The following is a 24,690-nucleotide window of genomic DNA, read 5'->3' as shown; positions in this document are numbered from 1 at the left end:
TTAAAGCTGAGATTGGATATAATTCGGAGCACCGATAAGATCAATCAGGCGAATTTGCTGCTCTAGCCAGTAAACATGATCTTCTTCTGTATCAAACAACAGCTTTTCAAGCGTTTCTCGAGATTGGTAATCTTGCTCTTCTTCACAGATTTTGATTGCTTCTTTAACGCATTCGACAACTTCAAGCTCTAGTTTTAAGTCGTTTTCCATCATAGACTTAACATCTTGGCCGATGAGTAAATCACGACGTTTTGTCATGTTAGGTACCCCTTCCAAGAAAAGAATGCGTTTGATCAACCAATCCGCATGCGTCGTTTCTTCTTCACGTTCATGCTCAAGGCGTTGGTAAAGTTTGCTCAAACCCCAATCTTCGTACATACGTGAATGGATGAAATATTGATCGATAGCTGCAAGCTCATTGGCTAATAGCTTATTGAATGCGTCGATGACTTTTTGTTTACCTTGCATGCTGTTACCTCAAACTGTGAATATGCGGCTAGTCTAACGGATTTATATGATGTGTCAATGAAAAATCTTTATAAAACATAGTGTTATATATTGATTATAATTCGCATTTAAGTTGATATTTTGGCCTAACAATGCAAATTATTGTTATTTCATTTTGAGTGAGATCAGTAATGACAGCAAAAAATAAGACTTAAAGCTTAGCACTGCTATTGACAGGACAAGTGCAGGTGGTAAATTGACAACGATCTTTTGTGTTAAAGAGAAATGTAGATTTGAATAAGCTAATCCTGATTTTTGTGATGCTTCTACTTGCGGTGCAATCCGTAAGTGTATTTGCGTCTGAATCTAGCTTCCATCAAATTGAAGTGTCTCACCTCCAACATACTCACGACCATGCTGAAGATGTGCAAGCAGACCCCAGCGGACATCATACAAAAGATTGCCACCACTGTGGTCATTGCAGTGGGACGCATTTGAATTTAGTGATTTTAAAATCTTTTATCCCCTTTGAAATGCGACCAAATAGCGAAATTTATCCTCAATCAGATCCCAAAGTGCGCGCTTTTGTAGAGCAAGCACATCGTCCACCGATCGCTTAAGTATCGGTTATCATTGAAGGCGCGATCTCTTTTTGACTTAACTAACCTGAGTTTAGGTTAATGAGTAAATTGATAAATCTAACTTAGCGCAAATTCGTGCTTGTGAGTAAACAACTAGGCCTGTGTTCTATGCTTATGTGTTTTGCTTTCAGTGATACTGCCCACTCCGTTTATACCAATTGTATTTAGTAAATAAGCTACTTTAACACTGATTGGTATTACTCCTTCTTAGCTGATGACGTTGATTACAGATAACCCACGTCTGCTTGAGAAGCGCATTCTTGTTCGCAAATTGGCACTGTAAAAGCAATGCTTGGTGCAATTCGCTAAACAAGCTAACGGTTTTGAACGTCAACTTACGTTCTTGAGTAAAAGAGTATCGAATGACAAACTTTAAAATTTTCTCCATCTATTTCGCGGTGAACGCGCTTTTTAGCTCGCTGGCATATGCCGGCGACGGTCATGAAGAACATGAAGAGGAAGAAAATGCTATCGTACTAACACAGCAGCAAATGCGTTTTGCTGGAATTCAGACCAAAGAAGTCAAGCTTGGAAGCCATGCGCGCTTTTATTTTGCACCAGGAGAAGTAAAAGCCAATGGCTATACCAGCTATTTAGTATCGCCAAGAGCCGATTCAATCGTGTTAAAGCGCCATACTACGCTTGGCTCTATGGTAAATATTAACGACCCACTTATCACCTTGTTCTCAGAAGCAATGGCGCAGGCCCAAGCGCAGTATTTGGTGGCTTCAACAGAGTGGGATAGAGTGAAACGCTTGAGCAAAGAAACCATTAGTGAGCGCGAGCGTGTTCAGGCAAGTGCCGATTTTAGTTCGGCTTATTCAAAGTTGTTGGCACTTGGCGTAACAGAAAAAGAGATTAAAGAAATAGCCACTAAGCCCGCCAGTGAACTTGGCCAATATACGCTCGTTGCTGAGCGCGAGGGGGTGGTGACTCAAGATGCCTTTACTCAGGGCCAGCATGTTGCTTCTGGCACAACTTTAATGGCAATCACTGATGAAAGCGAGCTATGGGTGGAAGCCCGTTTACAACCGAACTCTCAACTTTCGTTAGCGGTTAACTCTAAAGCATTGATTGGCATAGAAGATCAGCAATATGCGGCTCGAGTTATCCAAGAAGCGCATACAATCGACCCCATCACTCGAACCAGACAGATCCGCCTATTGGTTGAAAATAGTGACGACAAGCTACACGCAGGGATGTTTGTTAACGTCAATTTTATCATACCTTCAAAGGAATCAATCATTGCGCTACCTGCAGACGCGCTAAGTCGTGGGCCTGACGGTGATTGGGTGGTGTACATCGAAGAAGCACCCGGCGAGTTCCATCCCAAAGAAGTGACTTTAGGTGAAGAATTTGGCGCTCAGGTTGAAGTTATCGGTTTGGCTGTGGGTGAGCGTGTGGCCGTAACCGGAGCGTTCTTTATTGCGTCAGAGCAAGCCAAAGCAGGCTTCGATCCACATAATCATTAAAAGGAGCCTCATCATGTTTAATCGAACTATCGATTGGTCTGTAAACAATCGGCTTCTAATTATTCTTTTTTTACTCGTTATCACGGCAACTGCTAGCGTGACTATTCCAAAACTCAACTTAGATGCGTTTCCCGATGTAACGAATGTGCAGGTTGCGGTGAATACTGAAGCGCCGGGACTGGCAGCGGAAGAGGTTGAGCAGTTAATCACCTATCCAATTGAGGCTGTGATGTATGCCTTGCCTGATGTGCAGCAAGTGCGTTCAATTTCTAAAACAGGTCTATCTGGCGTTACGGTGGTATTTAAGGAAGGCACCGATATCTATTTTGCCAGACAGTTGGTATTTGAGCGCCTCCAAGCTGCAAAGGAGTTGATCCCAAGCGGTGTGGGTACGCCAGAAATGGGGCCAAATACGTCAGGGCTTGGGCAAGTATTTCAATATATGCTGATGAGCGAGACGAACTCTGAATATGATGCAATGGCCTTACGTAGTCTCAATGACTGGGTGGTCAAGCTGTTAATTATGCCAATTGACGGGGTAACCGATGTATTGGCCTTTGGCGGCGATGTGCGTCAGTATCAAGTCAATATCGACCCAAATAAGCTATTGGCTTATGCACTCACTCAGCAAGATGTGGTGAGTGCCATCGAGCGTAATAACCAAAATGTCGGCGGCTGGTATCTCGAGCGCGGTCAAGAGCAGTTGGTGATCCGCGGAACCGGTTGGTTTCAAAGTGGGGAGAAGGGGATCGAGGAGATTGCCAACGTGCCCGTCAAAACCATTGATGGCACGGTCGTGACTGTGGCTCAGGTTGCTACGGTATCGATTGGTGGAGAAATCCGCCAAGGCGCGGTGACGATGTCTAGAAAAAGCGCCTCTGATGAAGTGGAACAGCTCGGTGAAGTCGTGACAGGTATTGTGCTCAAGCGAATGGGAGCAAACACCAAAGCAACCATTGATAGCATTAACAATCGCGTGGAACTTATTAACAAAGCACTACCTGAAGGGGTAAGGTTTGAGCCTTTTTACGATCAGTCTGATTTAATCAGCAAAGCAGTTCAAACCGTCGTTGAAGCCTTGGCACTGGCATTTATTTTTATTGTTGTGGTGCTTGCGCTGTTTTTAATGAATCTGAGAGCAACTTTTCTGGTGCTCATTTCAATTCCTATTTCAATTGCTATTGCACTTGTGGTCATGGCGTGGCTGGGTGTATCTGCCAACTTGATGTCGCTAGGCGGTATCGCTGTAGCGATAGGGATGTTAGTTGACGGCTCAGTAGTGATGGTAGAAAACATCTTTAAACACCTAACAAAGCAAAAGGAAAGTGATGACTTCTCAGTGGGACTTATTGTTGAGCTTGCAGGAAAGGAAGTGGCAAGACCAATCTTTTTTGCTGCCAGTATTATCTTAGTAGTGTTCACTCCGTTATTTAGTTTTGAAGGGGTTGAAGCCAAACTATTTCAACCTATGGCAATCAGTATTATTTTGGCTGTTGTTGCAGCGATATTTGTAGCCCTTATCATTGTCCCAGCACTTGCGACCTACTTATTTAAACACGGTGTTAAAGCGCGAGAGAGCATCATTCTCGTCGCACTGGAAAAAGGCTACCGTTGGACGTTAAGTCGAGTATTGCATAGGCAAAAGCTGTTGATGGCAATGGTCATTTTACTGATTGCGGCAGCCGGTTTTACGTTCACCAAAATTGGCACCGAGTTTGTCCCAGAGCTTGAAGAAGGCACCATCAATCTTAGGGTAACACTTGCTCCCTCAGCAAGTCTCGAAACCGCGCTTAATGTTGCGCCTGAGCTGGAAAAAATGCTACTTACATTTCCGGAGGTAAACTACGCTCTCAGCAGAATTGGTCGAGCGGAGATCGGTGGTGATCCTGAACCGGTAAATAACATTGAAATCTATATTGGCCTTGCACCAGTAGCACAGTGGCAAAGTGCGAGTAACCGGTACGAACTACAAGCCTTGATGGAACAAAAGCTATCGACTTATCCAGGCTTACTGTTTAATTTTTCACAGCCTATTGCGACGCGTGTCGATGAATTACTCTCAGGCGTTAAGGCGCAATTGGCGATTAAGTTATTTGGCCCAGAATTAGCTGTGCTTGCAAAAAAAGGCAAGGAAATTGAAGTGGCCGTAACGCAGGTTGAGGGGACGGAAGGCGTACAACTTGAGCAAATAGCAGGTGAGTCACAGCTGATCATCACCCCAAAACGTCAAGCGTTATCTCGCTACGGTTTGGCAGTTGGAGATGTTATGGCACTAGTACAAGATGGGATTGGTGGCAGTAAAGCAGGGCAGGTTATCAACGGTAACGAACGCTATGATATTTATGTCCGCTTGGCACCTCAATACCGTCAAAGCAAACAGGCCATTGAAGAAATACGTTTACAATCGAGTTCAGGAGCGTGGATCCGGTTGGCTGATGTTGCGAATGTTGAATATCAATCTGGTCCACCGCAAGTAAGACGAGATGACGTTCAACGTCGAGTGGTGATCCAAGCTAATGTGCAAGGTCGGGATATGGGAAGTGTAGTGAGTGATATTCGCGCGGCTATTGATAGTAAAGTTGACTTACCAACAGGTTATGGTGTCGAAATAGGTGGTCAATTTGAAAACCAGCAACGAGCACAAAAACGCTTAGCAATCGTGGTGCCGCTATCTTTGGCGCTAATAGCACTCTTGCTTTACTTTGCATTTGGTTCAATGGCTCAGGCTGCGCTTATTTTAGTGAATGTGCCGCTTGCGGTCATTGGCGGGGTATTTTCTTTATATATCTCAGGACAATATCTATCGGTCCCAAGCTCGGTTGGGTTTATCACCCTATTCGGTGTAGCGGTACTCAATGGTGTGGTCATGGTTGAGAGCATAAACCAGCGATTAGCTGCGGGAGAATCGCTTCATTCAGGTGTCTTTGAGGGAGCAATTTCAAGGCTTAGACCCGTGCTCATGACTGCGATCACCTCTGCACTGGGACTTATTCCCATGCTGTTATCGACAGGAGTGGGTGCTGAAATTCAAAGGCCGCTTGCCAGCGTAATTGTTGGTGGATTATTAACGTCAACCTTGCTGACTTTGTTTGTATTGCCAGCACTTTATCCACTATTCTCAAAGCAAATTAAAAATTCGTAATGCCCGTGGGGGCCATTGAAAGTGGCCCCTTCTTCGGATCAATAAATAGGATTGAGTATGTCTCACGCACATCATCACCACCATGGAAACAAGCTCGGTTGGGCTGTATTTGTTAATATTCTACTGAGTGTCGCGCAGGTCGTTGGTGGCATTCTCTCTGGCAGTCTCTCTTTGGTTGCTGATGCGCTGCATAATCTAAGTGACGCCGGTGCGCTTATTATCGCGTTAGTCGCGCAAAAAGTTGCAAGAAAGCCGGCCTCACTTGAACTCACTTATGGCTATCAACGCGCTGAAATAATTGGGGCGTTAATTAATAGCGCGACACTCATTGTTGTTGGCGTTTATCTGTTATTTGAGGCGATTTCTCGATTTTTAAATCCAGAGCCAATTGATGGCTGGATAGTGGTGTGGCTCGCGGCCTTGGCGTTAGTTATCGACGTTATTACTGCGCTTATTACTTATTCTGCAGGTGCAAAAACCAGCCTAAATATTCGTGCGGCATTTATTCACAATGTTTCTGATGCTGCGGCTTCCGTTGCGGTGATCGTGGCTGGAACATTAATCATCTTATATCAATGGTACGTGGTGGATCTTATCGCCACCGTGTTGATCTCCGCATACGTGATTTACCATGGCGTTGAACTGAGTAAAAGTAGTATTAGAATTCTCATGCAGGCGACGCCAGATAATATGAATATTCAAGAGGTTAAGGAATATCTTGAGACTCAAGAGAATGTTAAGACAGTAAGCCATATTCATGTTTGGCAGCTCAATGAGCATGAATATATTTTAGAGGCGCAAGTTGTCATTACATCCTTGAGCGACCAAAGCACGCTAGCTCGGTTAAAAGAGGGGTTACAGTCGCGGTTTGGATTGTCGCATACCACACTTGAATTAACCGAAGACTCTTTGATAACACATCAGTGTGTAGAAATTAAATAAACACAAATGAAAATGGTTTGCATTAATGTTTATGTGATCGTATAGTGCCCCAATAGCTCATACTGGTTTGCTTGCACAAGTAAGCTAGTTCGGTAATAGGGTAGAATATGAAAAATCGCATGGACCTTAGTGCAAATCGCTTAGCCAGCGGAGCTTGCGCGTTATCTTCAGTGCTGTCACCTTGGCAAGCTAAAATACTCTCAGGTAATCAAGCATATCAAGCGCAAATATTTCTGCGTGCCCGTGACGAATATCAGGTTGCATTGACACTCGCGACAGGTATTTTAGATGAGTTTTTATTATGTCAAAAAGACAATGTCGTGATGAATGCCATAGCGCATAGTTTGCCAGCTGTCGTCGTATCCGCGCATAATCTAGCTGACACCTTTATTGCGCTTGATCAACCAAATGGAGCGTGCCAGCAACTTATCTCAATCCATCTGAAGATACATGCAACCTACCTTGAATATAACCACGAACTTGCACCTATCGTCTTGCATCATTTGCATAAAACTCGACAAGAGTTGATCCATTTTGCAAAACGCTATCCTCACTTACCTGAGCTTATTCATCAAATTAACGAAGCGATGCTGGTAACGCACCTGCATTCTCGCGTTTTACATTAACATTTGGAGGTCGAATGGCTTATACCTTACCTGAGTTACCGTACGCATATGATGCACTGGAACCACACATCGACGCGAAAACGATGGAGATCCATCATACTTTGCATCATCAGACATATATAAATAAAGCAAACGCCGCGTTAGAGGGGACAGAGTTCGCAGGTAAAGACACTGAAACGTTGCTGAGAAATATTAAAACGTTACCTGAAAACTTACAAAAAGCAGTGCAAGAACATGTTGGCGGGCACAATAACCATAGTTTGTTCTGGCAAATTATGACTCCAAATTATGCGCCTCTATGTGACGGGCCGTTAAAACAGGCGATAGAAAGTGAGCTCGGTGGTTTTGATAGCTTTAAAACTGAATTTACAAACGCTGCTGTCAGTCGGTTTGGCAGTGGCTGGGCATGGTTAGTTGTAGATGAAAATGACAAGTTAGCGGTGACGAGTAGTCTCAACCAAGACAGTCCCTACATGGAGCAGCACACCCCAATATTGGGTTTAGATGTGTGGGAACATGCTTATTACCTCAAATATCAGAATCGTCGACCAGAATACATCGCGGCTTTTTACAACGTCATTAATTGGTCAGAAGTCGAGCGCAGATATAATCAAGCAATAGGTTAGTACTTTTCTTATTTCCTCAGTTAGTTAAGCCCCTAGCGGGCTTTTTTCATGAATACTCCAAACATGGTTGAGTACCAAAAATGGCTAGTTTGCTATAGTGATAGCTATTAGACTGAGTGAAAACGAAGTACGAGCGAAAGTCATGTATACACCAGAGGTTTGTTCTCAAGCTAGGAATAGTCGAGATGCTAGATTTGATGGATTGTTTTTTGTTGCGGTTAAAAGCACCGGCATTTATTGTCGGCCAATATGTCCAGCACCTGCTGCAAAAGAAAAAAATGTAGAGTATTTTCAGTTTGCCCACAATGCTGCGCAAGCAGGCTTTAGACCTTGTATTCGCTGCCGTCCCGATAGTGCACCTGGTAGTTATGCATGGCTTGGCACGGAAACAACCGCAGTCAGAGCCAAAAAGTTAATCGATGAGGGAGCTTTAATACGTCATTCGACAGAAGATTTAGCCGATAGGTTAGGCATTTCGGTCCGTTACTTAAATAAAGTATTCAATCAATATTTTGGTACCAGCCCCAAACAATATGCACTTTATAAGCAATGTGACTTAGCTAAGCAGCTATTACAGCAAAGTGACCTTCCTGTCACGCAAGTCGCGTTTGCCGCCGGGTTTAACTCATTGCGACGCTTTAATGATGCATTTCAAAAGCTGTATCAGTTATCACCCAGTCAACTCAGAAAAGACGCAGGTAGTGGCTCTGCCATTGCGATTTACTTGTCCTATCGACCGCCGTACAACTGGGACAAAATGCAGCAGTTTTTGGCGATGAGAATTGTGCCAGGTATCGAGTGGTTAACAGAATATAGTTATGGGCGAACCGTGATGATACAAGGTGAAACAGGGCGTTTCACCGCGACTATCGAACCTGAAAAACATCGCTTTAAAGTGGCTATCGCGCTATCCGATTTATCCTTGTTAGTTCCGATGATTGCTCAGATCAGACGTGTGTTAGATCTAGATGCGGACACCTGTTTTATTGAGTCTCATCTTCATGAAGCCGCGCCTGATTTGCCGTTACAAGAGGGGCTTAGATTACCCGGGATCTGGAATGAGTTTGAAGCAGGAATGAGAGCTATTTTGGGTCAACAAATCAGTGTTCAAGCGGCGAAAAACTTACTTGCTTTATTAGTTGAAACACTTGGTGAGGTGGCTGAAGATAGCATGCGTTATTTCCCTAAGCCTAAGGCTGTATTTGATAGTGATCTTGCCTTTTTCAAAATGCCTGAGCGACGAAAAGCGGCTATTAAAGCTTTTGCTGAGCAATATGTTGATTTGGAACATGTTGAACTTGATAACTGGTTAAATATTAAAGGCATAGGCCCTTGGACCGTCGACTATGCAAAAATGCGCGGATTGAGTCACCCAGACATTTACTTGGGTGGTGATTTGGGTGTCAAAAAGGCAATGGAAAAATCCTTAAAAACAATAGATATCGAAAAGTGTGCTCCTTTTCGTTCTTATTTAACTTTTCAACTATGGCAACAATTATGATTGAAACTACATTAGCCTCGCCCACTGGAGAGTGGATAATACAAGCATCCAATGATGGCTTACGGTATGTCGGATTTTTTCCAAAAACGCGCTACGAGCAAGGGGAAAATCGGCATACAGAAATGGCAAAAGAACAGTTAACTGAATACTTTGCTGGCAAACGTCGGCGCTTTGATGTGGTACTTGATGTGGATGGTACGCACTTTCAAAAGCAAGTCTGGCAGGTGCTGGCACAAGTACCATTTGGTGAAACGCATAGCTATGGTTGGATAGCACAGCGCTTAGGTAACAAAAATGCTGTCCGTGCCGTTGGCGCTGCTAACGGCAAAAATCCAATTAGTATCATCGTGCCTTGTCATCGCATTATTGGTGCAAATGGCAAACTAACAGGATATGCTGGCGGACTTGAAGCGAAAGAGTGGTTGTTGCAACACGAGGGAGTGAGCTTCAAAAAATAGAGTATACTAGTGGTTAATCGTTGTTATTTCGATTGACTACATGTTTGGAGTGAATGTTGAGACTTTTATTTATCGCCTTTTGCGTTTTTACTTCGTGGGTCAGTATGGCAACAGAGGTACGCTTTTGTTATGAAGATAAACATGCTCCACCTTTTATCCATGGCGCAGGACAAACTGTTCCATCGGCAAATCCAGGTGTCACGATCCAGATAGTGCAACAGCTTGACGAGCACGTAAAAGAGGTGAGCTTCACTTACACTCGAAAGCCATGGAGCCGTTGCTTGCATGAGCTGGAAAATGGCAAAGTTGATGCTGTAGTGGCGAGCCACCGAGCGTCTAGAGAAGCGCAAATGGCGTATCCAAAGAATCCCGATGGCACTATTGCTCAACAATATGCAATTAATCGGATCAGCACTTGTTTACTCAAAAGCAAAACGAATAAAGCAACATTAAACCTGAGCAAAGAAATAGAACTCGCTGTCCCTCGTGGCTATGCTATTCGAGAAAGTATGCCGAAGCACTTTTCTATATTCGAAACCGACTCGTTGGAGCATGCTATTGCACTGGTTGAAAATGAATTACTTGATGCGACCATTGGCCTTTGCCAAATCGGTAATATGCCAATCACCTTATCACCACCTTTTAACCACTTAGAAGCCGTTTTTCCACCTTTAGAAACGTCGTTTGGTTTTATGGCATTTTCTGAACTATTTTATCAGCAGCACCCAGAGTTAAGTTGGAAAGTGTGGCGTGCAAGTCAGCTTATTAACCTCGATACCTTATATAGTGAGTACTTGCACTCACAACCTACCCAAATGGATAAGCAATAGATCTTTTAGTCGTTAGCCAGTAAACTAGCGCGAATTTTTATTTTGAAATATCTATTATGGCCCAGCTTTATTTTTACTATTCGGCAATGAATGCCGGTAAATCTACGACTTTATTGCAGTCGGCATTTAACTACCGAGAGCGGGGCATGCGTCCGTTTATTATCACCGCTGCAATTGATAACCGTGCTGGTGTAGGCAAAGTAGCCTCGCGTATCGGTTTAGAAGCTGAAGCGCAGGTTTTTGAAAGCCAAACAGATGTGAAAGCATTACTGATGTCTGCCCATACCGAGAGTAAAATTGACTGTGTATTGGTGGATGAGTGTCAGTTTCTAACAAAATCTCAAGTCGCAGAACTGACGGATATCGTCGATGAGCTGCGGATCCCGGTATTATGCTATGGTCTAAGAACCGATTTTCGTGGTGAGCTGTTCGAAGGCTCGCAATATTTGCTGGCGTGGGCAGATAAATTGATTGAGCTAAAAACCATCTGTCACTGCGGTCGCAAAGCAAACCGAGTGCTTCGCACCGATGAGCACGGCAAAGCTATTGCGGATGGCGATCAAGTTGTGATTGGTGGTAACGATAGGTACGTTTCTCTTTGCAGAAAACACTATAAAGATGCGTTAAACACATAAGCAAATTCAAATTTAGTGTACTGCAAAGAGCAGCTTCTTAGCAGTACACATTCTGTTCAATCGTTACTCAGTATTTTTTCCTACCATAGTCCCATATTAATACGATTTTTTGATTCGAATAACTTGGTAAACCTGCGGATTTGTACCATCCTTAAGAAATAGGAGTAAGGGTGTCATTTTAATGAGTCAGCAGCAGCCATTATCATTCTTAAACGTTTCAGAGTCTGATGAACAAAGCCTAGACGAGTGTGCATCTCCTTGGGTCGTGTTGATTGTCGATGATGAACCTGAAGTGCATGATGTGACTAAACTTGTGTTAACGGCTTATCGGTTTGAATTAAAACCGCTCGAGTTACTTCATGCCTATAGCAAAAAAGAAGCGATTGATATCCTTAGCAATCGAGATGATGTGGCATTAGTGTTGCTCGATGTCATCATGGAAAGCGAAGAAGCAGGTTTAGAATGTGCGCAATACATACGTGAAGAGCTTGGCTATCATAACGTAAGAATAGTACTTCGTACTGGTCAGCCCGGCAGTGTGCCGGAGCATGAAGTCATGCTGCGCTATGATATCAATGACTATAAAAATAAAACTGACCTCACCAAATCTCGTTTATTCACTATGTTAACCAGCTCACTGCGCTCTTATCGAGATTTAAATCGACTTGAGTTGTTGACCGATGAACTAACTAAGCTTAACGAAGGGTTAGAAGAAAAGGTCAAGCATCGCACCCAAGAACTTGAATCATCAAATGATGCCTTAAGAGAGGCGTATAACCGCATTGCCGAACAGCAGCAAGCCTTGATCCAATCAGAAAAGCTCGCGTCGGTAGGGCAGTTTGCTGCGGGTGTAGCCCATGAAATTAATAATCCGCTTGCGTACTTGAAAAGTAACTTAGAGTTTGTACAAAGTTCGTTGGTTAAGTTGTATCGAGCTTGGCAATTTTTGGCAAATAATTCGCAACTCTCGCCTGAATGTGCAAAATCGCTGAGTGAATTGGAAAAAGAATATCAGCTAAACTGGGCTTTGAGTGAAAGTGATGATGTGATGGCTGAAATGCACTCGGGACTCGACAGAATTCAACTGATTGTTAAAGAGCTGAGTGTGTTTTTTGAGAGCAATCAAACTCAGTTTCAGCAAGTAGAATTCTATTCTCAAATTATGGATTCTGTGATGATTAATTTGGAATTGGATGGTACAAACTTGAGCCTGATTGAATTTGAAAAAGGAGAATGGTTTGAATTGCACTGTGCCCCAGCACTCCTAGAACACAGTATTTACTGCCTCATAAAGAACGCCTTGGAAAGTACGGGTAGAATGCGCAAGGCTATTAAAATCAACACGAAAGTTGAGGAGCAAACGCTCTCTATCGATATTTTCGATTGTGGTGAAGGGATTGCTGATAAGCTGGTACATAAAGTATTTGATCCGTTTTATACCACTAAAGCATCAGAAAAACATGTAGGGCTTGGGTTAACTATCGCATCTAATATCATTAAATCTCACGGTGGTGAACTGATCATAAAATCTACTATCGGTAAAGGCACCAGAGCGACTATAAATTTGCCACTTATTTGAGTTCCATTCTGGTTAATACACTCTCCAGTTATTAAATCTGAGCTTAAACAAATCAGTTAGCTCGTTGTCTATCCAATCCTCAAGTTATCTATATTTAGATGCAAAAAGGTGACGACTAACACCTATAGCGCACTATAACTTTAAGTACAGAGTGTCCGCTGCGGACACTTTTTCTGTCCGCGGACACATCTTCCCTTCTTTTAAAATATAATAAATCAATATAATCAACGCCTTAAGTTTTGGCACAGAGTTAGCCTCTATTACTGTATACAAACTAATAAAGAAGATACGTTATGTGGTTAAGTACTGCTTTTTTAATTTCACCCTTGATGATGTTGGCTGTAGCAACGGTAGTGGCGGTATTTGACTCGTTAATTCGAGGAGAATCATTATGATCAAAGACACAAGCGGCCAAGATGAAATGATCCAGACAGGTAAATCTAAAAAGAAGCTTGGTCTTGTATTTTCGGGTGTTGTAATTATTGCAGCGCTTAGCGCACAAGTTGTGTTTAGTGGACCCAGTGCGAGTAGCTCCGTGGCCAAAGATAGAGTACAAATTGCAGCCGTGACTTTCGGTGAGTTTACCCGCGATATTGCCGCCACAGGTTTTGTCGTTGCTGCAAATGCACCACAAATTTACAGTCCGGAGCAAGGTTATGTCTCTTTACAGGTTAAAGCGGGTGATAGCGTGACTCAAGGTGAAGTACTAGCCACGGTCAAAAGCCCAACCTTAACTAACCGACTCCAACAAGAAGAAGCTGAGCTGCAAAGACTGAGTGGTGAACTTGAAGGGAAGAAGTTGGATGTCAGACGCCAAAACTTGGCGTTAAATCGCTCCTTAGATCTCGCTCGTGTCGAACTATTAGCGGCAGATAGAGAAGACCGACGTGCTCAGTTGTCAATCCAAAAAAATCTCATCAGCCAAATTGATTTAGAAGAAGCGCAAGACGACCTAGCGCGGGCAAAATTAAACTTCAATCATGCAGAGCAAGAAGTTGCGCTAGGCAAAGATACCTTGGCTTTTGAACTTAAATCTGTTGAGAATCAGCTAGAGCGGCAACGTTTAATTGTTGAAGAATTAAAACGTCAAGTTGCAAGTTTAGATGTGATTGCGCCGGTTTCAGGCATAGTCGGTAATTTATTAGTCGATCAAAATGCGCTTGTTAATGCCAATCAGGGGTTGATGAAACTCGTTGACTTAAGTGCTTATGAAGCAGAGCTGCAGGTCCCTGAAAGTTATGCGGCAGAGCTTGGACTCGGGATGGCTGTCGAGCTCAGGATTGGCAACCAAAATATTTCTGGCGTGTTATCTGCGATTTCCCCAGAAGTTAATAACCGTGAAGTCACCACTCGAGTACGCTTTTCGGACGAAAACATTGATGGCATTAGACAAAATCAACGTTTGTCTGCTCGGATTTTACTAGAGCACAAAGAAAACACCTTAATGGTTAAACGTGGTGCTTTTATGAGTGAAGGTGGGCACATCGCTTACAAGCTAAGTGGTGATATCGCTGAGCGAATTGAGATCACCACCGGTACCTCAAGCATCAGTGAAGTTGAAGTGCTTAACGGCTTAAAGCAAGGCGATCAAATCATCATCAGTAGTTACGACGCATTCGAACGTGCGCCCAGCATCTTATTAAGATAAGAAGGAAAATAATAATGTTAGTTATGAATAATATCGGCAAAGTATACCAAACTGATATGGTACAAACACACGCACTCAGAGATTTTAACCTGCAAGTAAATGAAGGAGAGTTTATCGCGGTAACTGGCCCTTCAGGCTCAGGTAAAACGACCTTCTTAAATATTGCTGGGATGCTAGAGGGGTACTCTAGTGGCCAATATATGCTAGATGGAATTGATGTTGGTAAGCTTAACGACAATCAAAGAGCTGATCTGCGAAACCAAAAAATCGGTTTTATTTTTCAAGGCTTTAACCTTATCCCAGATTTAAACTTGTACGAAAATGTTGAAGTGCCACTACGCTATCGTGGTGTCAAGGCAGCTGAGCGCAAGCGCAGAATTGAAAACTGTCTAGAGCAAGTTGGCCTTGCTGGCCGCGCAAAACATTTGCCACAACAGTTGTCCGGTGGTCAGCAACAGCGTGTAGCTATCGCAAGAGCACTTGCTGGTGAGCCTCGCTTTTTACTCGCCGATGAGCCAACGGGGAATCTAGATAGTTTAATGGCGCGTCAGGTGATGGAATTACTAGAACAAATTAACCGTGACGGCGCAACGATAGTAATGGTTACCCACGACCCGGAACTCGCAAGGCGTACACCAAGAAACATCCAAATTGTAGACGGACAGGTTGCCGATTTTACTTTATATCAAGGTAAAGATGCTGCTTCACAAGCGTTGAAATCTCAGGTAGGAGCGTAAGTTATGTTTGCCCATTACCTTGATTTGGCATGGCGTAGCCTCAAAGCCACGCCACTTGCAACTAGCCTAATGGCGCTGGCCATTGCTATTGGCATTGGCGTTACTATGGTGAGTTTGTCTGTGTATCACATGATGTCTGCCGATCCAATTCCAAGTAAAAGCAGCAAACTCTATGCTGTACAACTACAAGTGATGGACGAGGGAGAAACCTATCATTCAGCGGATGATATACCCTTTCAGCTGACATTTTTAGATGCGAAAAACCTCTATCAAACGCTAAATATCGACAAAAAAGTTGCGATGTTTAAATCCGGTTTTGCGGTTCATGTAAACAACCCCGAAGTGAGCCCTATGCTGCAAACGACACGGCTAATAACCCGAGAGTTTTTTGCCATGTTTGAGTTGAATTTTTTGTATGGTGGAGTGTGGAGCCAAAGCCAAGCCGACAACGCTGCACCTGTGGTGGTAATTGACGAAACTATCGCACAAAAGTTATTTGGCCGCAGTGATGTGGTTGGAGAAAGTATTTATTTAGCGCAGCGCAGATATCAAGTAGTTGGGGTAACTAAGGAGTGGCAGCCAAACGTCAAAATGTATGACTTAAACAATGGCGCATTTGCTGATGCCGAACGTATCTTCATTCCCTTCAGTCACGCGGCAGCTTATGAGATTGATACTTGGGGAAATACGAATGGCTGGAAGAGAGAAGAGATTAACAACTTCACGGACAAAATGAATTCAGAAATGCTTTGGACTCAGTTTTGGGTTGAATTAGAGAATGAAAAAGAACAACAAGCGTTGGAAACACAACTTGATAATTACATCCAAAGCCAACAAGATTTGGGGAGATTTAACCGTAAAACACGAGAGTTTTCACTTCGAAATGTCACTGAATGGCTTGAGTACAATAATGTGGTTAGTGAAGATAACAAAGTCATGATTGGTTTAAGTTTTATGTTCCTTGCTGTTTGCTTAGCCAATATTCTTGGATTGTTACTGGCGAAATTTCTTAAACGTGCCCCTGATGTTGGCGTAAGAAGAGCACTTGGCGCAAGTAAAAACCAGGTGTTTTACCAACACTTGGTTGAAGTGGCGTTGCTTGGTTTTATGGGGGGAGTGATAGGGATAGTTTTTGCTCAGCTTGGCTTATGGGGGATCCGTAAAACTAGCCATGTCTACGAAAGTCTTGCAACGATGGATGTCTCTATGCTGTTAGCAGCGCCGAGCATCGCTATTGTGACTTGTATTCTTGCTGGGCTTTACCCAGCTTGGATAGTGTGTAAAACATCACCTGCTACTTATTTAAAAGTGCAATAAGGCAATAAGGAGAGTCCCATGTTGGAATTAAAACCTATTATCAATGCGTTATTGCGCTCTAAAGTCGGTGCCGTACTTGCGATCCTACAACTTGCCTTGACGTTGGCAATTGTCAGCAATTCACTGTCGATTATTAGTGAGCGCGTCACCTATCTCAATAAGCCAACTGGCTATCCAGAAGAGTCGATAATCACCTTCAGTGTCATGTCGTTTGACGACAAGATAGATGCAAACCAACAGCTTATCGTTGATGAGAGAATACTAAAAAGTATCCCTGGAGTTATAGAAGCCGTGGGAGTGAGCTCGGTTCCGCTTTCAGGAGGAGGTAGCAATTCAGGATTCAGCTTAACCCCTGAAGACGATGGTAAACATACAAACTCGGGGCATTTATACGCCAATGAACAAGTGATCCGTACCTTGGGCGTTAAATTGTTAGAAGGCCGTGATTTCACATCTGGTGATGTCTTGATCTCAAGTGAATACGCTAAGCAACCTGATGTTGTTATTGCCAGTAAGGCTTTTACGGACGAGATATTTGGTGAGGGTAAAGGATTGGGCCAAACGATTTATTATGGTGGTGGCCCGTTAAAAGTCGTAGGGATTGTTGAGCGTATGACTAATGCTTGGCCGCGCTTTAAAAATGCTGATCGCTTAATTATTTTCCCCATGGTGAATGCGAACGGATTTCAAGATTTCTTAGTTCGCACTGATCCGAGTTTGCGCGACGAAGTAATGAAAAAAATAGAGTCGGCGCTGCTTCAAGAAAATCCTAGTCGTGTGATCACAGGCATTAAAGGACTTGATGAGGTGAAAGGAAAGTACAATTCGAAAGACTTATTGATGCTAAGAATGTTGCTAGTGCTAATCACAGCATTAGTCGTCGTGACGGCGCTGGGAATATTTGGTCTTACTCAGTTTAATATCAGTAAACGTACTAAACAGATTGGTACTCGCAGAGCTTTGGGTGCGCGTAAGTCTGCAATTGTTCGTTACTTTGTGGTAGAAAACCTCATTGTTTGTGCAATTGGCTTAGTGCTTGGCACTGTGGCTACGATTTTTCTAGGACAAAAGCTAATGTCTTTGTATTCAGTGCCACCGCTAGAGGTAAGCTATATTTTGATAACAGCGCTTGGGCTTATCGTGCTCTGTATCGCGTCAGTTATTTTTCCTGCTAAGAAGGCGGCGAACATTTCACCGAGTATCGCGACAAGAAGTGTATAACCTTTATACCAACTAGGTTGTGTAAGCAGCCTAGTTGGTATTACTTAACTTGCCTTGTATTAGTTGTGCTAGTATAGGTAACACGTAATAACAAGAATAAAGTCATATGGATAAAATCTTAATTGTGGATGATAATCCTGCAGTGCTTGATGCACTGTCATTGTTACTAGAGCTGCATGATTATCAAGTGGTTACCGCGTGCTCACCGTTAGAAGCAATTAAAGTGGTGTCGTTTCAGCAAATTGCACTAGTTATCCAAGATATGAACTTTAGTGCAGACACCACCTCAGGAGAGGAGGGGGCTGCGCTATTTCACCAATTGAAAGCATTAAATGCAACACTGCCTATTATCTTATTAACGGCTTGGACTGAGCTCACCACTGCGGTTGAGCTGGTAAAAGCAGGAGCGGCAGACTATTTAGCTAAGCCGTGGGACGATCAAAAGTTACTCACCACAATTGCAAATCTCGTTGCGCTTGGTGAGGCACATAAGCAAGTTGCAAACTTTGAACGTGCTGAACAAGAACGCCAACAGTTTAATCAAGGTGCGGATTTATGCGGGTTTGTGTATAAATCGGTGGCCATGCAGCGAGTCATAGATATGGCGCTGCAAGTCGCTAAATCTGATGTGTCAGTGTTAATAACCGGTCCAAATGGTAGCGGTAAAGAAAAAATCGCGGAGATCATTCAAGCGAACTCACCACTAAAAAACCAACCGTTTGTCAAAGTGAATGCAGGCGCGCTCCCAAGTGACTTAATCGAAGCTGAGTTATTTGGTGCTGAGAGTGGTGCATATACCGGTGCGAATAAGCAGCGTATTGGTCGCTTTGAAGCCGCAGATAAAGGCACGTTATTTTTGGATGAGATTGGTAATTTACCTCTCCCAGGACAAACAAAATTACTACGTGTTTTGCAAAGTGGCGAGTTTGAGAGGCTAGGGTCAGTCGAGACAAAAAAAGTTTCGGTTCGTGTCATCTCAGCAACGAACGCGGATCTGCTAGCGGATATTCGAGGGGGGAAATTCCGTGAGGATCTATATTATCGCTTAAATGTCATCGAGCTAAACTTACCCGCGTTGTCACAGCGGGTGGATGATATTTTACCTTTGGTCGCGCATTTTTTACCTGCAAGAGGACTTACTTCGGATGCCCAGCAAGCATTATGTGAACACCCTTGGCCTGGAAACGTACGGGAGCTTGAAAATGCCTGTAAACGTGCGGCGGTATTGAATCCTGATGGCGAGCTCAGTGCTAAGGATTTTGGTCTTGATGTGCAGGCAAATACACTACAAGTTAGCGCCTCGCAAACCATAAGAGAACCCAGTAAAGAAGAATTGGAGCAGGCGCTCAAGACTCACCTTGGTGTGATTGCGAAAGTAGCGCGACATTTTAACATGAGTAGACAAGCGCTTTATCGTCGCTTGCAAAAGTTTGGCATTGAATATTAAGGACAATAATGACGACCTCGCAACAACATGCATTGATCATTGCCATCAGTATTATTATTGGCCTTATTCCTTTATGGTTCTTACTCGATGACCACAGTGGCTTCATTGTAATAGTACTGGGCTCCGTCAGTGTTGCACTACTGTTGTATAAACTATTAATGCGTGAAAATAAAGCGGGGTGGGAGGCGTTAGAAGTCGGCTTGATGAACTTTAAGGATGGCGAATTTTCTACGTCCATTACCTATAACGCTAACAATGAGCTCGGTAGACTGTGTCAGTTATTCAATGAAACAGCAAAGCAGCTGAGAGATGAAAAACAATGGATTTATCAGCGTGAGCTGATGCTTGATAAAGTGCTAGAGTCGTCACCTCAGATACTTGTCCTCGTCGACTCACAGGATGTGGTGGTATTTGCTAACAATAGTGCAAAAACGTTTTTTAACTCTGAGCATCGCCTTGAAGGTGAGCGTTTTAGTAAGTTGTTATCTGAAGTTCCCGATGAACTTCAGCAAGCTGCAAACAACCAACTTGATGGCTTGTTCTCAATACAAAACAGCAGTGGTGAGTCGCAAATGTGGCATCTCGCCAACGGTGAGTTATTACTCAACAACCACTTTCACAAATTATATATTTTTAAGCAATTCACTCGAGAGTTGAGCCGCCAAGAAGTGCAAGTTTGGAAGAAAGTGATCCGCATCATTAGCCATGAGTTAAACAACTCATTAGGGCCAATTTCATCTATGTTGCACAGCGGGCAGATCTTGGCTGAACGCGTGGATGAACCTAGACTAAGCCGAGTCTTTGCGACGATAGAAGAGCGCATTGTGCACCTTAGCGAGTTTGTTCAGGGCTATGGTAAGTTCGCCAAACTTCCTTTGCCAAACACTGAATCTGTGGATTTGCAGGTTTTGTGTGAGCGGCTGCAAAGCCATTGGTCATTCCAATATCAGCTTAGTCAAACGCAATTACAGGCAGACACGACACAGTTAGAACAGTTACTTATTAATTTGATAAAGAATGCGACCGAGTCTGGCTCAGAGATAGAGGAAATCTGTGTTCAATCTGAGCAGCGCAGCGACGAGGTTTATATTTGGGTGCTTGATAGAGGTGAAGGCATGAGTGACACCGTGATGGCGAATGCCTTAATTCCATTTTACTCTACCAAAGCGTCGGGAACAGGGCTTGGTTTAGCGCTGTGCAGAGAAATTGTGGAAGCACACAACGGTAAGATCAGCCTCTATAATCGCGAAGGTAAAGGCTTGTGCGTCGAAATTCGGTTACCGAACAAATTATCCTGAGTTTAACTCAGGATAATAAACTTAAGACTGAGCTCATCAATTATTTTGGTGGATCAATCGAATGGTTAATGCTGGTGTTAACCCTAAACCACCCTGCAATTGAATAGCGCTTTTCGTTGGCAACCAGTACTTCATGAGGAAATTCATCACTTAAAAAGGTAACTAGTGTGCCGTAACTTGGCAGCACCGTAGTGAGTATTTCGTCGTGATTATCGGGATTGTAAACCACTAGTTCGCCACCATTGTCTGACGCCCAAGACTGGTTTAAGTACAATACTGTGGTCAAAATTCGGTTGGTCTTTCCCTTAAAGGCGTCCATATGCTTTTTGTAAAACGCCCCAGGAGGATAAATGGCAAAGTGGCTTTCATAGCTAAATAGTCCCATAAACAGCCGTCTGTTCAAATAGGCCTTTAGCTCGCTCATGTAGTTGAGCCAAACAGACTCCAACTCATTGCTGGTGTCTAACCAGTGAATTTTATCTCTGCGAATTTTCTTATTTTGCTCGTGAGAGGCTAAACGACCAATTCCAGCTTGCTTAAAGTCGTCACTGCTGAGCTCTGCTATTCTCAATTCTAACTTGGATAAAAAGTCGGGACTGACGAAATTTGGCAAAATACTAATGCCTGTGGTTTGTAAGTCCTGAGCTAATTTCTCGAACGGAAATTCTAAGTCTAAATCTAACAATAGCGGCGCCTCTGAAAAAGGTCTTTTTACCGCTTTGTTTGGTACCGATCCAGCGAGTTAATTTCACCTTGTCGATAAGCGAATTTTGTTAATGATGATTTCACAGGCTACTTCGATTAAATCAAGCACATGTTCAAAGCCACGTTCACCGCCATAATATGGATCAGGCACTTCATGCTCACTCATGTCACCAAACGCTAAAAACAGCTGAACTTTATGCACTAAGTCGTTAGGACAAATGGAGAGTAGGTCGCGGTAATTAGCGTTGTCTGCACACAAAACTAAGTCGTAATCTTCAAAATCACTGGGTTTTACTTGCTGCGCTGATATGCCTGAAAGGTCATACCCTCTTGCGCTGCCTGCTGCGACACTTCGTGGATCTGGAGGGTTACCTTGATGATAGCCAATGGTGCCAGCGGAATCGATACGGGTTGTTAACTCTGTTGCTGCGAGTTTATGCTTTAATACCGCCTCCATAGTTGGAGAGCGGCAGATATTACCCATGCAGACGACTAAGATACTAGAAATTGCGCTCATATTGTTGTCCTTCAAGTACGCTTTTATACCAATAGTATTCATTCTCCAAGTCTACCGATTTTTTAATTCAGAGCAAAATATAAGGCGCCGCTAATACCAATCGTATTAGGACGCCAAATTTAACTCGTTAGTTTGGAAGATTTTCGTGAGGACCAAATACCTCATAGAATATTTGCTCGGCTTGTACACCGGCATTCATCAATTGGGTTTTGATAAAGCGCATAAAGGCAACTGGGCCGCATAGGTAAAACTCTCCGTCTGTGAGCGGCAAAGTATCTTTGATTGCGTTGATATCCATCAGTCCGGAATGCGCACTGTCGGCTTCTGACTCCAACCAAGTAACCACATTAAAATCTCGGATATTGCTACCAAGTTCATTGATTTCTTGGTTGAAACCTAAGTCATGGTCGGTTTTATTCGCGTGTAAAAAGTGCGCTTCGACTTCAGGTGAATGTTGGCTATGAACGCCCAGCATGCAAAGCATCGGGGTTATTCCAACCCCAGCGCTAATGTATACCTTTGGACTGGCTGTATGTTGTCTGACAAAGTCTCCAGCGGGGGGAGTGAGCTTGAGGATGTCACCCGCCTTAAGCGAATGAAGGTATTGCGATACAGCACCGTCGTGTTTAGTCGAAATTCTAAGGTACGAACCATTAGGGGCAACAGACAAAGAGTATTGGCGGATCTGCTGAAACCCTGCCACTTCTTTTGGTACAAAGACAGAAACAAATTGCCCAGCTTGGTAATGAGGTAGGGCTTTACCGTCGACTGGTTTGAGATAAAAGCTTTTAATATTTGCAGTATTGCTTATCACCTTTTCAATCGTAAATTCACGAGTTCCTTGCCATCCACCTTGTTGCTTAAGCGCGGTTTGATAAAGGCCATGCTCTGCGGTGATAAATAAATCTGCTAAAAACTGGTAGGCACTAAGCCAAGCTTGCTCTATTTCGTCTGTGAATTGCTCGCTGAACTCGGCTTTGAGTGTTGCAATTAAATGCTGGCCAACAATAGCGTATTGCTCCGGTAAAATCCCAAGGCTAACGTGTTTATGGTTAATACGTAAAATGGCGTCACTGAGCACTTCTGGTTGATCAATGTAATTGGCATAGGCCGCTAATGCTGAAAATAGTGCCAATGGCTGTTTTCCCGAAGCCTGATGGGATTGGTTGAATACCCCTTTTAGCTCTGGGTGTTGATTGAACATCCGATGATAAAACTTGGCGGTGATTTCAGGACCGACCTGAGCCAATAGCGGTGCACTTTGTTTTACCAACTCAATCGTATTGTGTGTAAGCATTAATATCTCCAATTTGAGAGTAGAGTTAACCTATTCGCCCATCGACGCGTTTTTGTATCAGCATGGGCGCGAAGGTAATGAAAAAAAGCAAAAAACCAAAAACCCAAGCCACTGCACTTATTAGCCATGCATTGTGTGGGTTTATAAAATGAATAAGGAAGGCGCGGATAAGACCTGATATCGCGATACAGATAAATGCCAGCGTAGTTGTCGTGCCTACTTGTAATAGTCGACCTGTGTGTCCCAAGGTAACGCGAGTCATCATGGCTAAGATCATTAATCCCATGCCATTAATTGCCACTAAGTGAAGATGGCTGCGCAAATGCTCTGGTGCAAAGGTATTGTTGTATGCGCTAAGTATTAAACCCACTGCGATTGCACAATATGACAGGTACAGTGACCAAAGCAGTGGTACGTTAAATAATTTACTTTTAAACCAATAAATTGCTCTTACCGAGTGCAGTAGACCAAGGAGCAGTAGTGCAGCACTTAAATAGTGAGTATTTTGTATCGTAAACTGCAGGATATAGGTGAAAACGCAGATGATGGCGAGGTAAAAGATCGTTCTATCTAACCTTGGAGTATGTGGTTTTTGTGCTTGCTGTAGTCCTCGGGCAATAAAAAATGGAATAACGCGGCCACCCACTACACCAATCAACAGCATGTAAGCAATAAGCGTTGCTTGGCTTATAGCGCTTAGCAATAAAAAGTGCTGGTTGTGAAGTAAAATCAAAAATACGATGTTGCAGCCACACAACATGCTTACAGCAAAAATAAAAACACGATTGTTTTTGGATTTTGCATCAACAATTACGGTCGTTAAATTGACTAGTACAATGAGCCAAAAACCCAGTTGTAGTAGCAAGGTGATGATGACTGATGAATTTGCCACAAAAAAGCTCAGTCTAGCGGCACACCAAATAATACAGAGTGACAGCAGTGCGCCACCATGTAATGTCTGTCTTTGCGTCCAATTTTTTGCTGCGGTTAGCAAAAATCCGGCGACGACTGCACCGCCAAAGCCAAACAGCATCTCGTGGGCGTGCCAATAGGTCGCTGGGTAATCATTACGCCAAACAACATTACCATTGAGTAATAAAGCCCATACAGAAATACTCACGACAGCGAATAAGCCTGCGAGTAAAAATAGCGCTCTAAAGCCGAGCATCAACACGGGCCAAGTAGATGGTGTATACCAACACACGGCTTTTGGACTGGGCTCTTCTAGCTGGATTAAGCTCATTTATTTAACCTCCAAACCTAGGTGGTATAGACAAACAAGGCGGATGACGTAGGCAAGCTTAATCAAGGCGGCCAATACGATAGTACTAATATGTGCTGCAATTTGTGAGAAGAGGCTGAAGCTTTCAACGCTAAAAAAACTCACTTGCAGTGACAGCATAAACGCTGCGAGTGAAGTGAAAATGGCGATGTTGCTATATCTTAAAAGTTGGTATGCGCGGCTCATCGTTAACTCTGCGAATGTTGATATATAGACTGCACATTGCAGGTGTCACGCCAACTTTAAAATGCTTTATAAATCATTGGATTAGTATTCTCTTATTGATGTTTGAGTCAAATTGACCTATCTTAAATGGTGTTTA

The 24,690-nt window shown here is 43.3% G+C and carries 23 protein-coding genes; 17 read left to right on the top strand and 6 right to left on the bottom strand.

What is annotated here, in order from left to right; all coding sequences use genetic code 11:
* Positions 1–468 (bottom strand): bacterioferritin, encoded by a 468-nt coding sequence (bfr, locus tag A587_RS0114520; protein WP_010607507.1) that lies wholly within the window; start codon positions 466–468, stop codon positions 1–3.
* Between the two features lie 272 nt (positions 469–740).
* Here bfr and A587_RS0114515 point away from each other — a divergent pair, with 272 nt between their 5' ends.
* The 17 genes from A587_RS0114515 (at position 741) to A587_RS0114430 (ending at position 20,567) form a co-directional block, all read left to right on the top strand.
* On the top strand, positions 741–1,067 hold the full coding sequence (locus A587_RS0114515; protein ID WP_010375229.1) for a DUF2946 family protein: 327 nt from the start codon (positions 741–743) through the stop codon (positions 1,065–1,067).
* A 383-nt stretch (positions 1,068–1,450) separates the two neighbouring features.
* Positions 1,451–2,560, top strand: coding sequence for an efflux RND transporter periplasmic adaptor subunit (locus A587_RS0114510; RefSeq protein ID WP_017218166.1), 1,110 nt, complete (start codon positions 1,451–1,453; stop codon positions 2,558–2,560).
* A gap of 13 nt (positions 2,561–2,573) precedes the next feature.
* Positions 2,574–5,702 (top strand): efflux RND transporter permease subunit, encoded by a 3,129-nt coding sequence (locus tag A587_RS0114505; protein ID WP_017218165.1) that lies wholly within the window; start codon positions 2,574–2,576, stop codon positions 5,700–5,702.
* A gap of 57 nt (positions 5,703–5,759) precedes the next feature.
* Entirely contained in the window at positions 5,760–6,644 is an 885-nt protein-coding gene (locus tag A587_RS0114500) for a cation diffusion facilitator family transporter (protein ID WP_017218164.1), read from the top strand.
* A gap of 107 nt (positions 6,645–6,751) precedes the next feature.
* Positions 6,752–7,270, top strand: coding sequence for a hypothetical protein (locus A587_RS0114495; protein ID WP_017218163.1), 519 nt, complete (start codon positions 6,752–6,754; stop codon positions 7,268–7,270).
* Between the two features lie 14 nt (positions 7,271–7,284).
* Positions 7,285–7,896 (top strand): superoxide dismutase, encoded by a 612-nt coding sequence (locus A587_RS0114490; protein WP_017218162.1) that lies wholly within the window; start codon positions 7,285–7,287, stop codon positions 7,894–7,896.
* 142 nt (positions 7,897–8,038) lie between these two features.
* Entirely contained in the window at positions 8,039–9,397 is a 1,359-nt protein-coding gene (locus tag A587_RS0114485; protein ID WP_026001000.1) for an AlkA N-terminal domain-containing protein, read from the top strand.
* A complete protein-coding gene (locus A587_RS0114480; protein ID WP_017218160.1) occupies positions 9,394–9,855 on the top strand; it encodes a methylated-DNA--[protein]-cysteine S-methyltransferase in 462 nt (153 codons plus the stop codon). Before A587_RS0114485 ends, A587_RS0114480 begins: the two co-directional genes overlap by 4 nt.
* 104 nt (positions 9,856–9,959) lie before the next feature.
* Complete coding sequence (locus tag A587_RS0114475; RefSeq protein WP_232288075.1) at positions 9,960–10,685, top strand: amino acid ABC transporter substrate-binding protein; 726 nt, start codon at positions 9,960–9,962, stop codon at positions 10,683–10,685.
* Between the two features lie 56 nt (positions 10,686–10,741).
* Positions 10,742–11,320: a thymidine kinase gene (locus tag A587_RS0114470; protein ID WP_017218158.1), complete on the top strand. Its 579-nt coding sequence runs from the start codon at positions 10,742–10,744 to the stop codon at positions 11,318–11,320.
* A gap of 181 nt (positions 11,321–11,501) precedes the next feature.
* A complete protein-coding gene (locus tag A587_RS0114465; RefSeq protein ID WP_017218157.1) occupies positions 11,502–12,899 on the top strand; it encodes an ATP-binding protein in 1,398 nt (465 codons plus the stop codon).
* Positions 12,900–13,290: 391 nt separating this feature from the next.
* A complete protein-coding gene (locus tag A587_RS0114455) occupies positions 13,291–14,547 on the top strand; it encodes an efflux RND transporter periplasmic adaptor subunit (protein ID WP_017218155.1) in 1,257 nt (418 codons plus the stop codon).
* A gap of 14 nt (positions 14,548–14,561) precedes the next feature.
* A complete protein-coding gene (locus A587_RS0114450; protein ID WP_017218154.1) occupies positions 14,562–15,284 on the top strand; it encodes an ABC transporter ATP-binding protein in 723 nt (240 codons plus the stop codon).
* Between the two features lie 3 nt (positions 15,285–15,287).
* Complete coding sequence (locus A587_RS0114445; protein ID WP_017218153.1) at positions 15,288–16,601, top strand: ABC transporter permease; 1,314 nt, start codon at positions 15,288–15,290, stop codon at positions 16,599–16,601.
* A gap of 18 nt (positions 16,602–16,619) precedes the next feature.
* Positions 16,620–17,822, top strand: coding sequence for an ABC transporter permease (locus A587_RS0114440; protein WP_017218152.1), 1,203 nt, complete (start codon positions 16,620–16,622; stop codon positions 17,820–17,822).
* 106 nt (positions 17,823–17,928) lie between these two features.
* Positions 17,929–19,269 (top strand): sigma-54-dependent transcriptional regulator, encoded by a 1,341-nt coding sequence (locus tag A587_RS0114435; protein WP_017218151.1) that lies wholly within the window; start codon positions 17,929–17,931, stop codon positions 19,267–19,269.
* An 8-nt stretch (positions 19,270–19,277) separates the two neighbouring features.
* The gene (locus A587_RS0114430) at positions 19,278–20,567 is read left to right on the top strand and encodes a sensor histidine kinase (RefSeq protein ID WP_017218150.1); all 1,290 of its coding nucleotides are present in this window, start codon (positions 19,278–19,280) and stop codon (positions 20,565–20,567) included.
* A 40-nt stretch (positions 20,568–20,607) separates the two neighbouring features.
* Here the strand turns inward: A587_RS0114430 and A587_RS0114425 are convergent, their stop codons facing one another.
* The 5 genes from A587_RS0114425 to A587_RS0114405 form a co-directional block, all read right to left on the bottom strand.
* Positions 20,608–21,252, bottom strand: a complete 645-nt coding sequence (locus tag A587_RS0114425; RefSeq protein WP_017218149.1) for a 2OG-Fe(II) oxygenase — start codon at positions 21,250–21,252, stop codon at positions 20,608–20,610.
* A 63-nt stretch (positions 21,253–21,315) separates the two neighbouring features.
* Entirely contained in the window at positions 21,316–21,789 is a 474-nt protein-coding gene (locus tag A587_RS0114420) for a low molecular weight protein-tyrosine-phosphatase (protein WP_017218148.1), read from the bottom strand.
* Between the two features lie 127 nt (positions 21,790–21,916).
* A complete protein-coding gene (hmpA, locus tag A587_RS0114415; protein WP_017218147.1) occupies positions 21,917–23,086 on the bottom strand; it encodes an NO-inducible flavohemoprotein in 1,170 nt (389 codons plus the stop codon).
* A gap of 25 nt (positions 23,087–23,111) precedes the next feature.
* A complete protein-coding gene (locus tag A587_RS0114410) occupies positions 23,112–24,329 on the bottom strand; it encodes an NnrS family protein (RefSeq protein WP_017218146.1) in 1,218 nt (405 codons plus the stop codon).
* Positions 24,330–24,554: a hypothetical protein gene (locus A587_RS0114405; protein ID WP_010374807.1), complete on the bottom strand. Its 225-nt coding sequence runs from the start codon at positions 24,552–24,554 to the stop codon at positions 24,330–24,332.
* Positions 24,555–24,690 lie beyond the last annotated feature (136 nt).

It is taken from the genome of Pseudoalteromonas sp. NJ631 (assembly GCF_000276645.1).
In the GTDB taxonomy this organism is placed as follows: domain Bacteria; phylum Pseudomonadota; class Gammaproteobacteria; order Enterobacterales; family Alteromonadaceae; genus Pseudoalteromonas; species Pseudoalteromonas piscicida.
The sequence above is the reverse complement of the archived record's forward strand: the minus strand, read 5'-3'. Positions and strand labels throughout refer to the sequence as shown.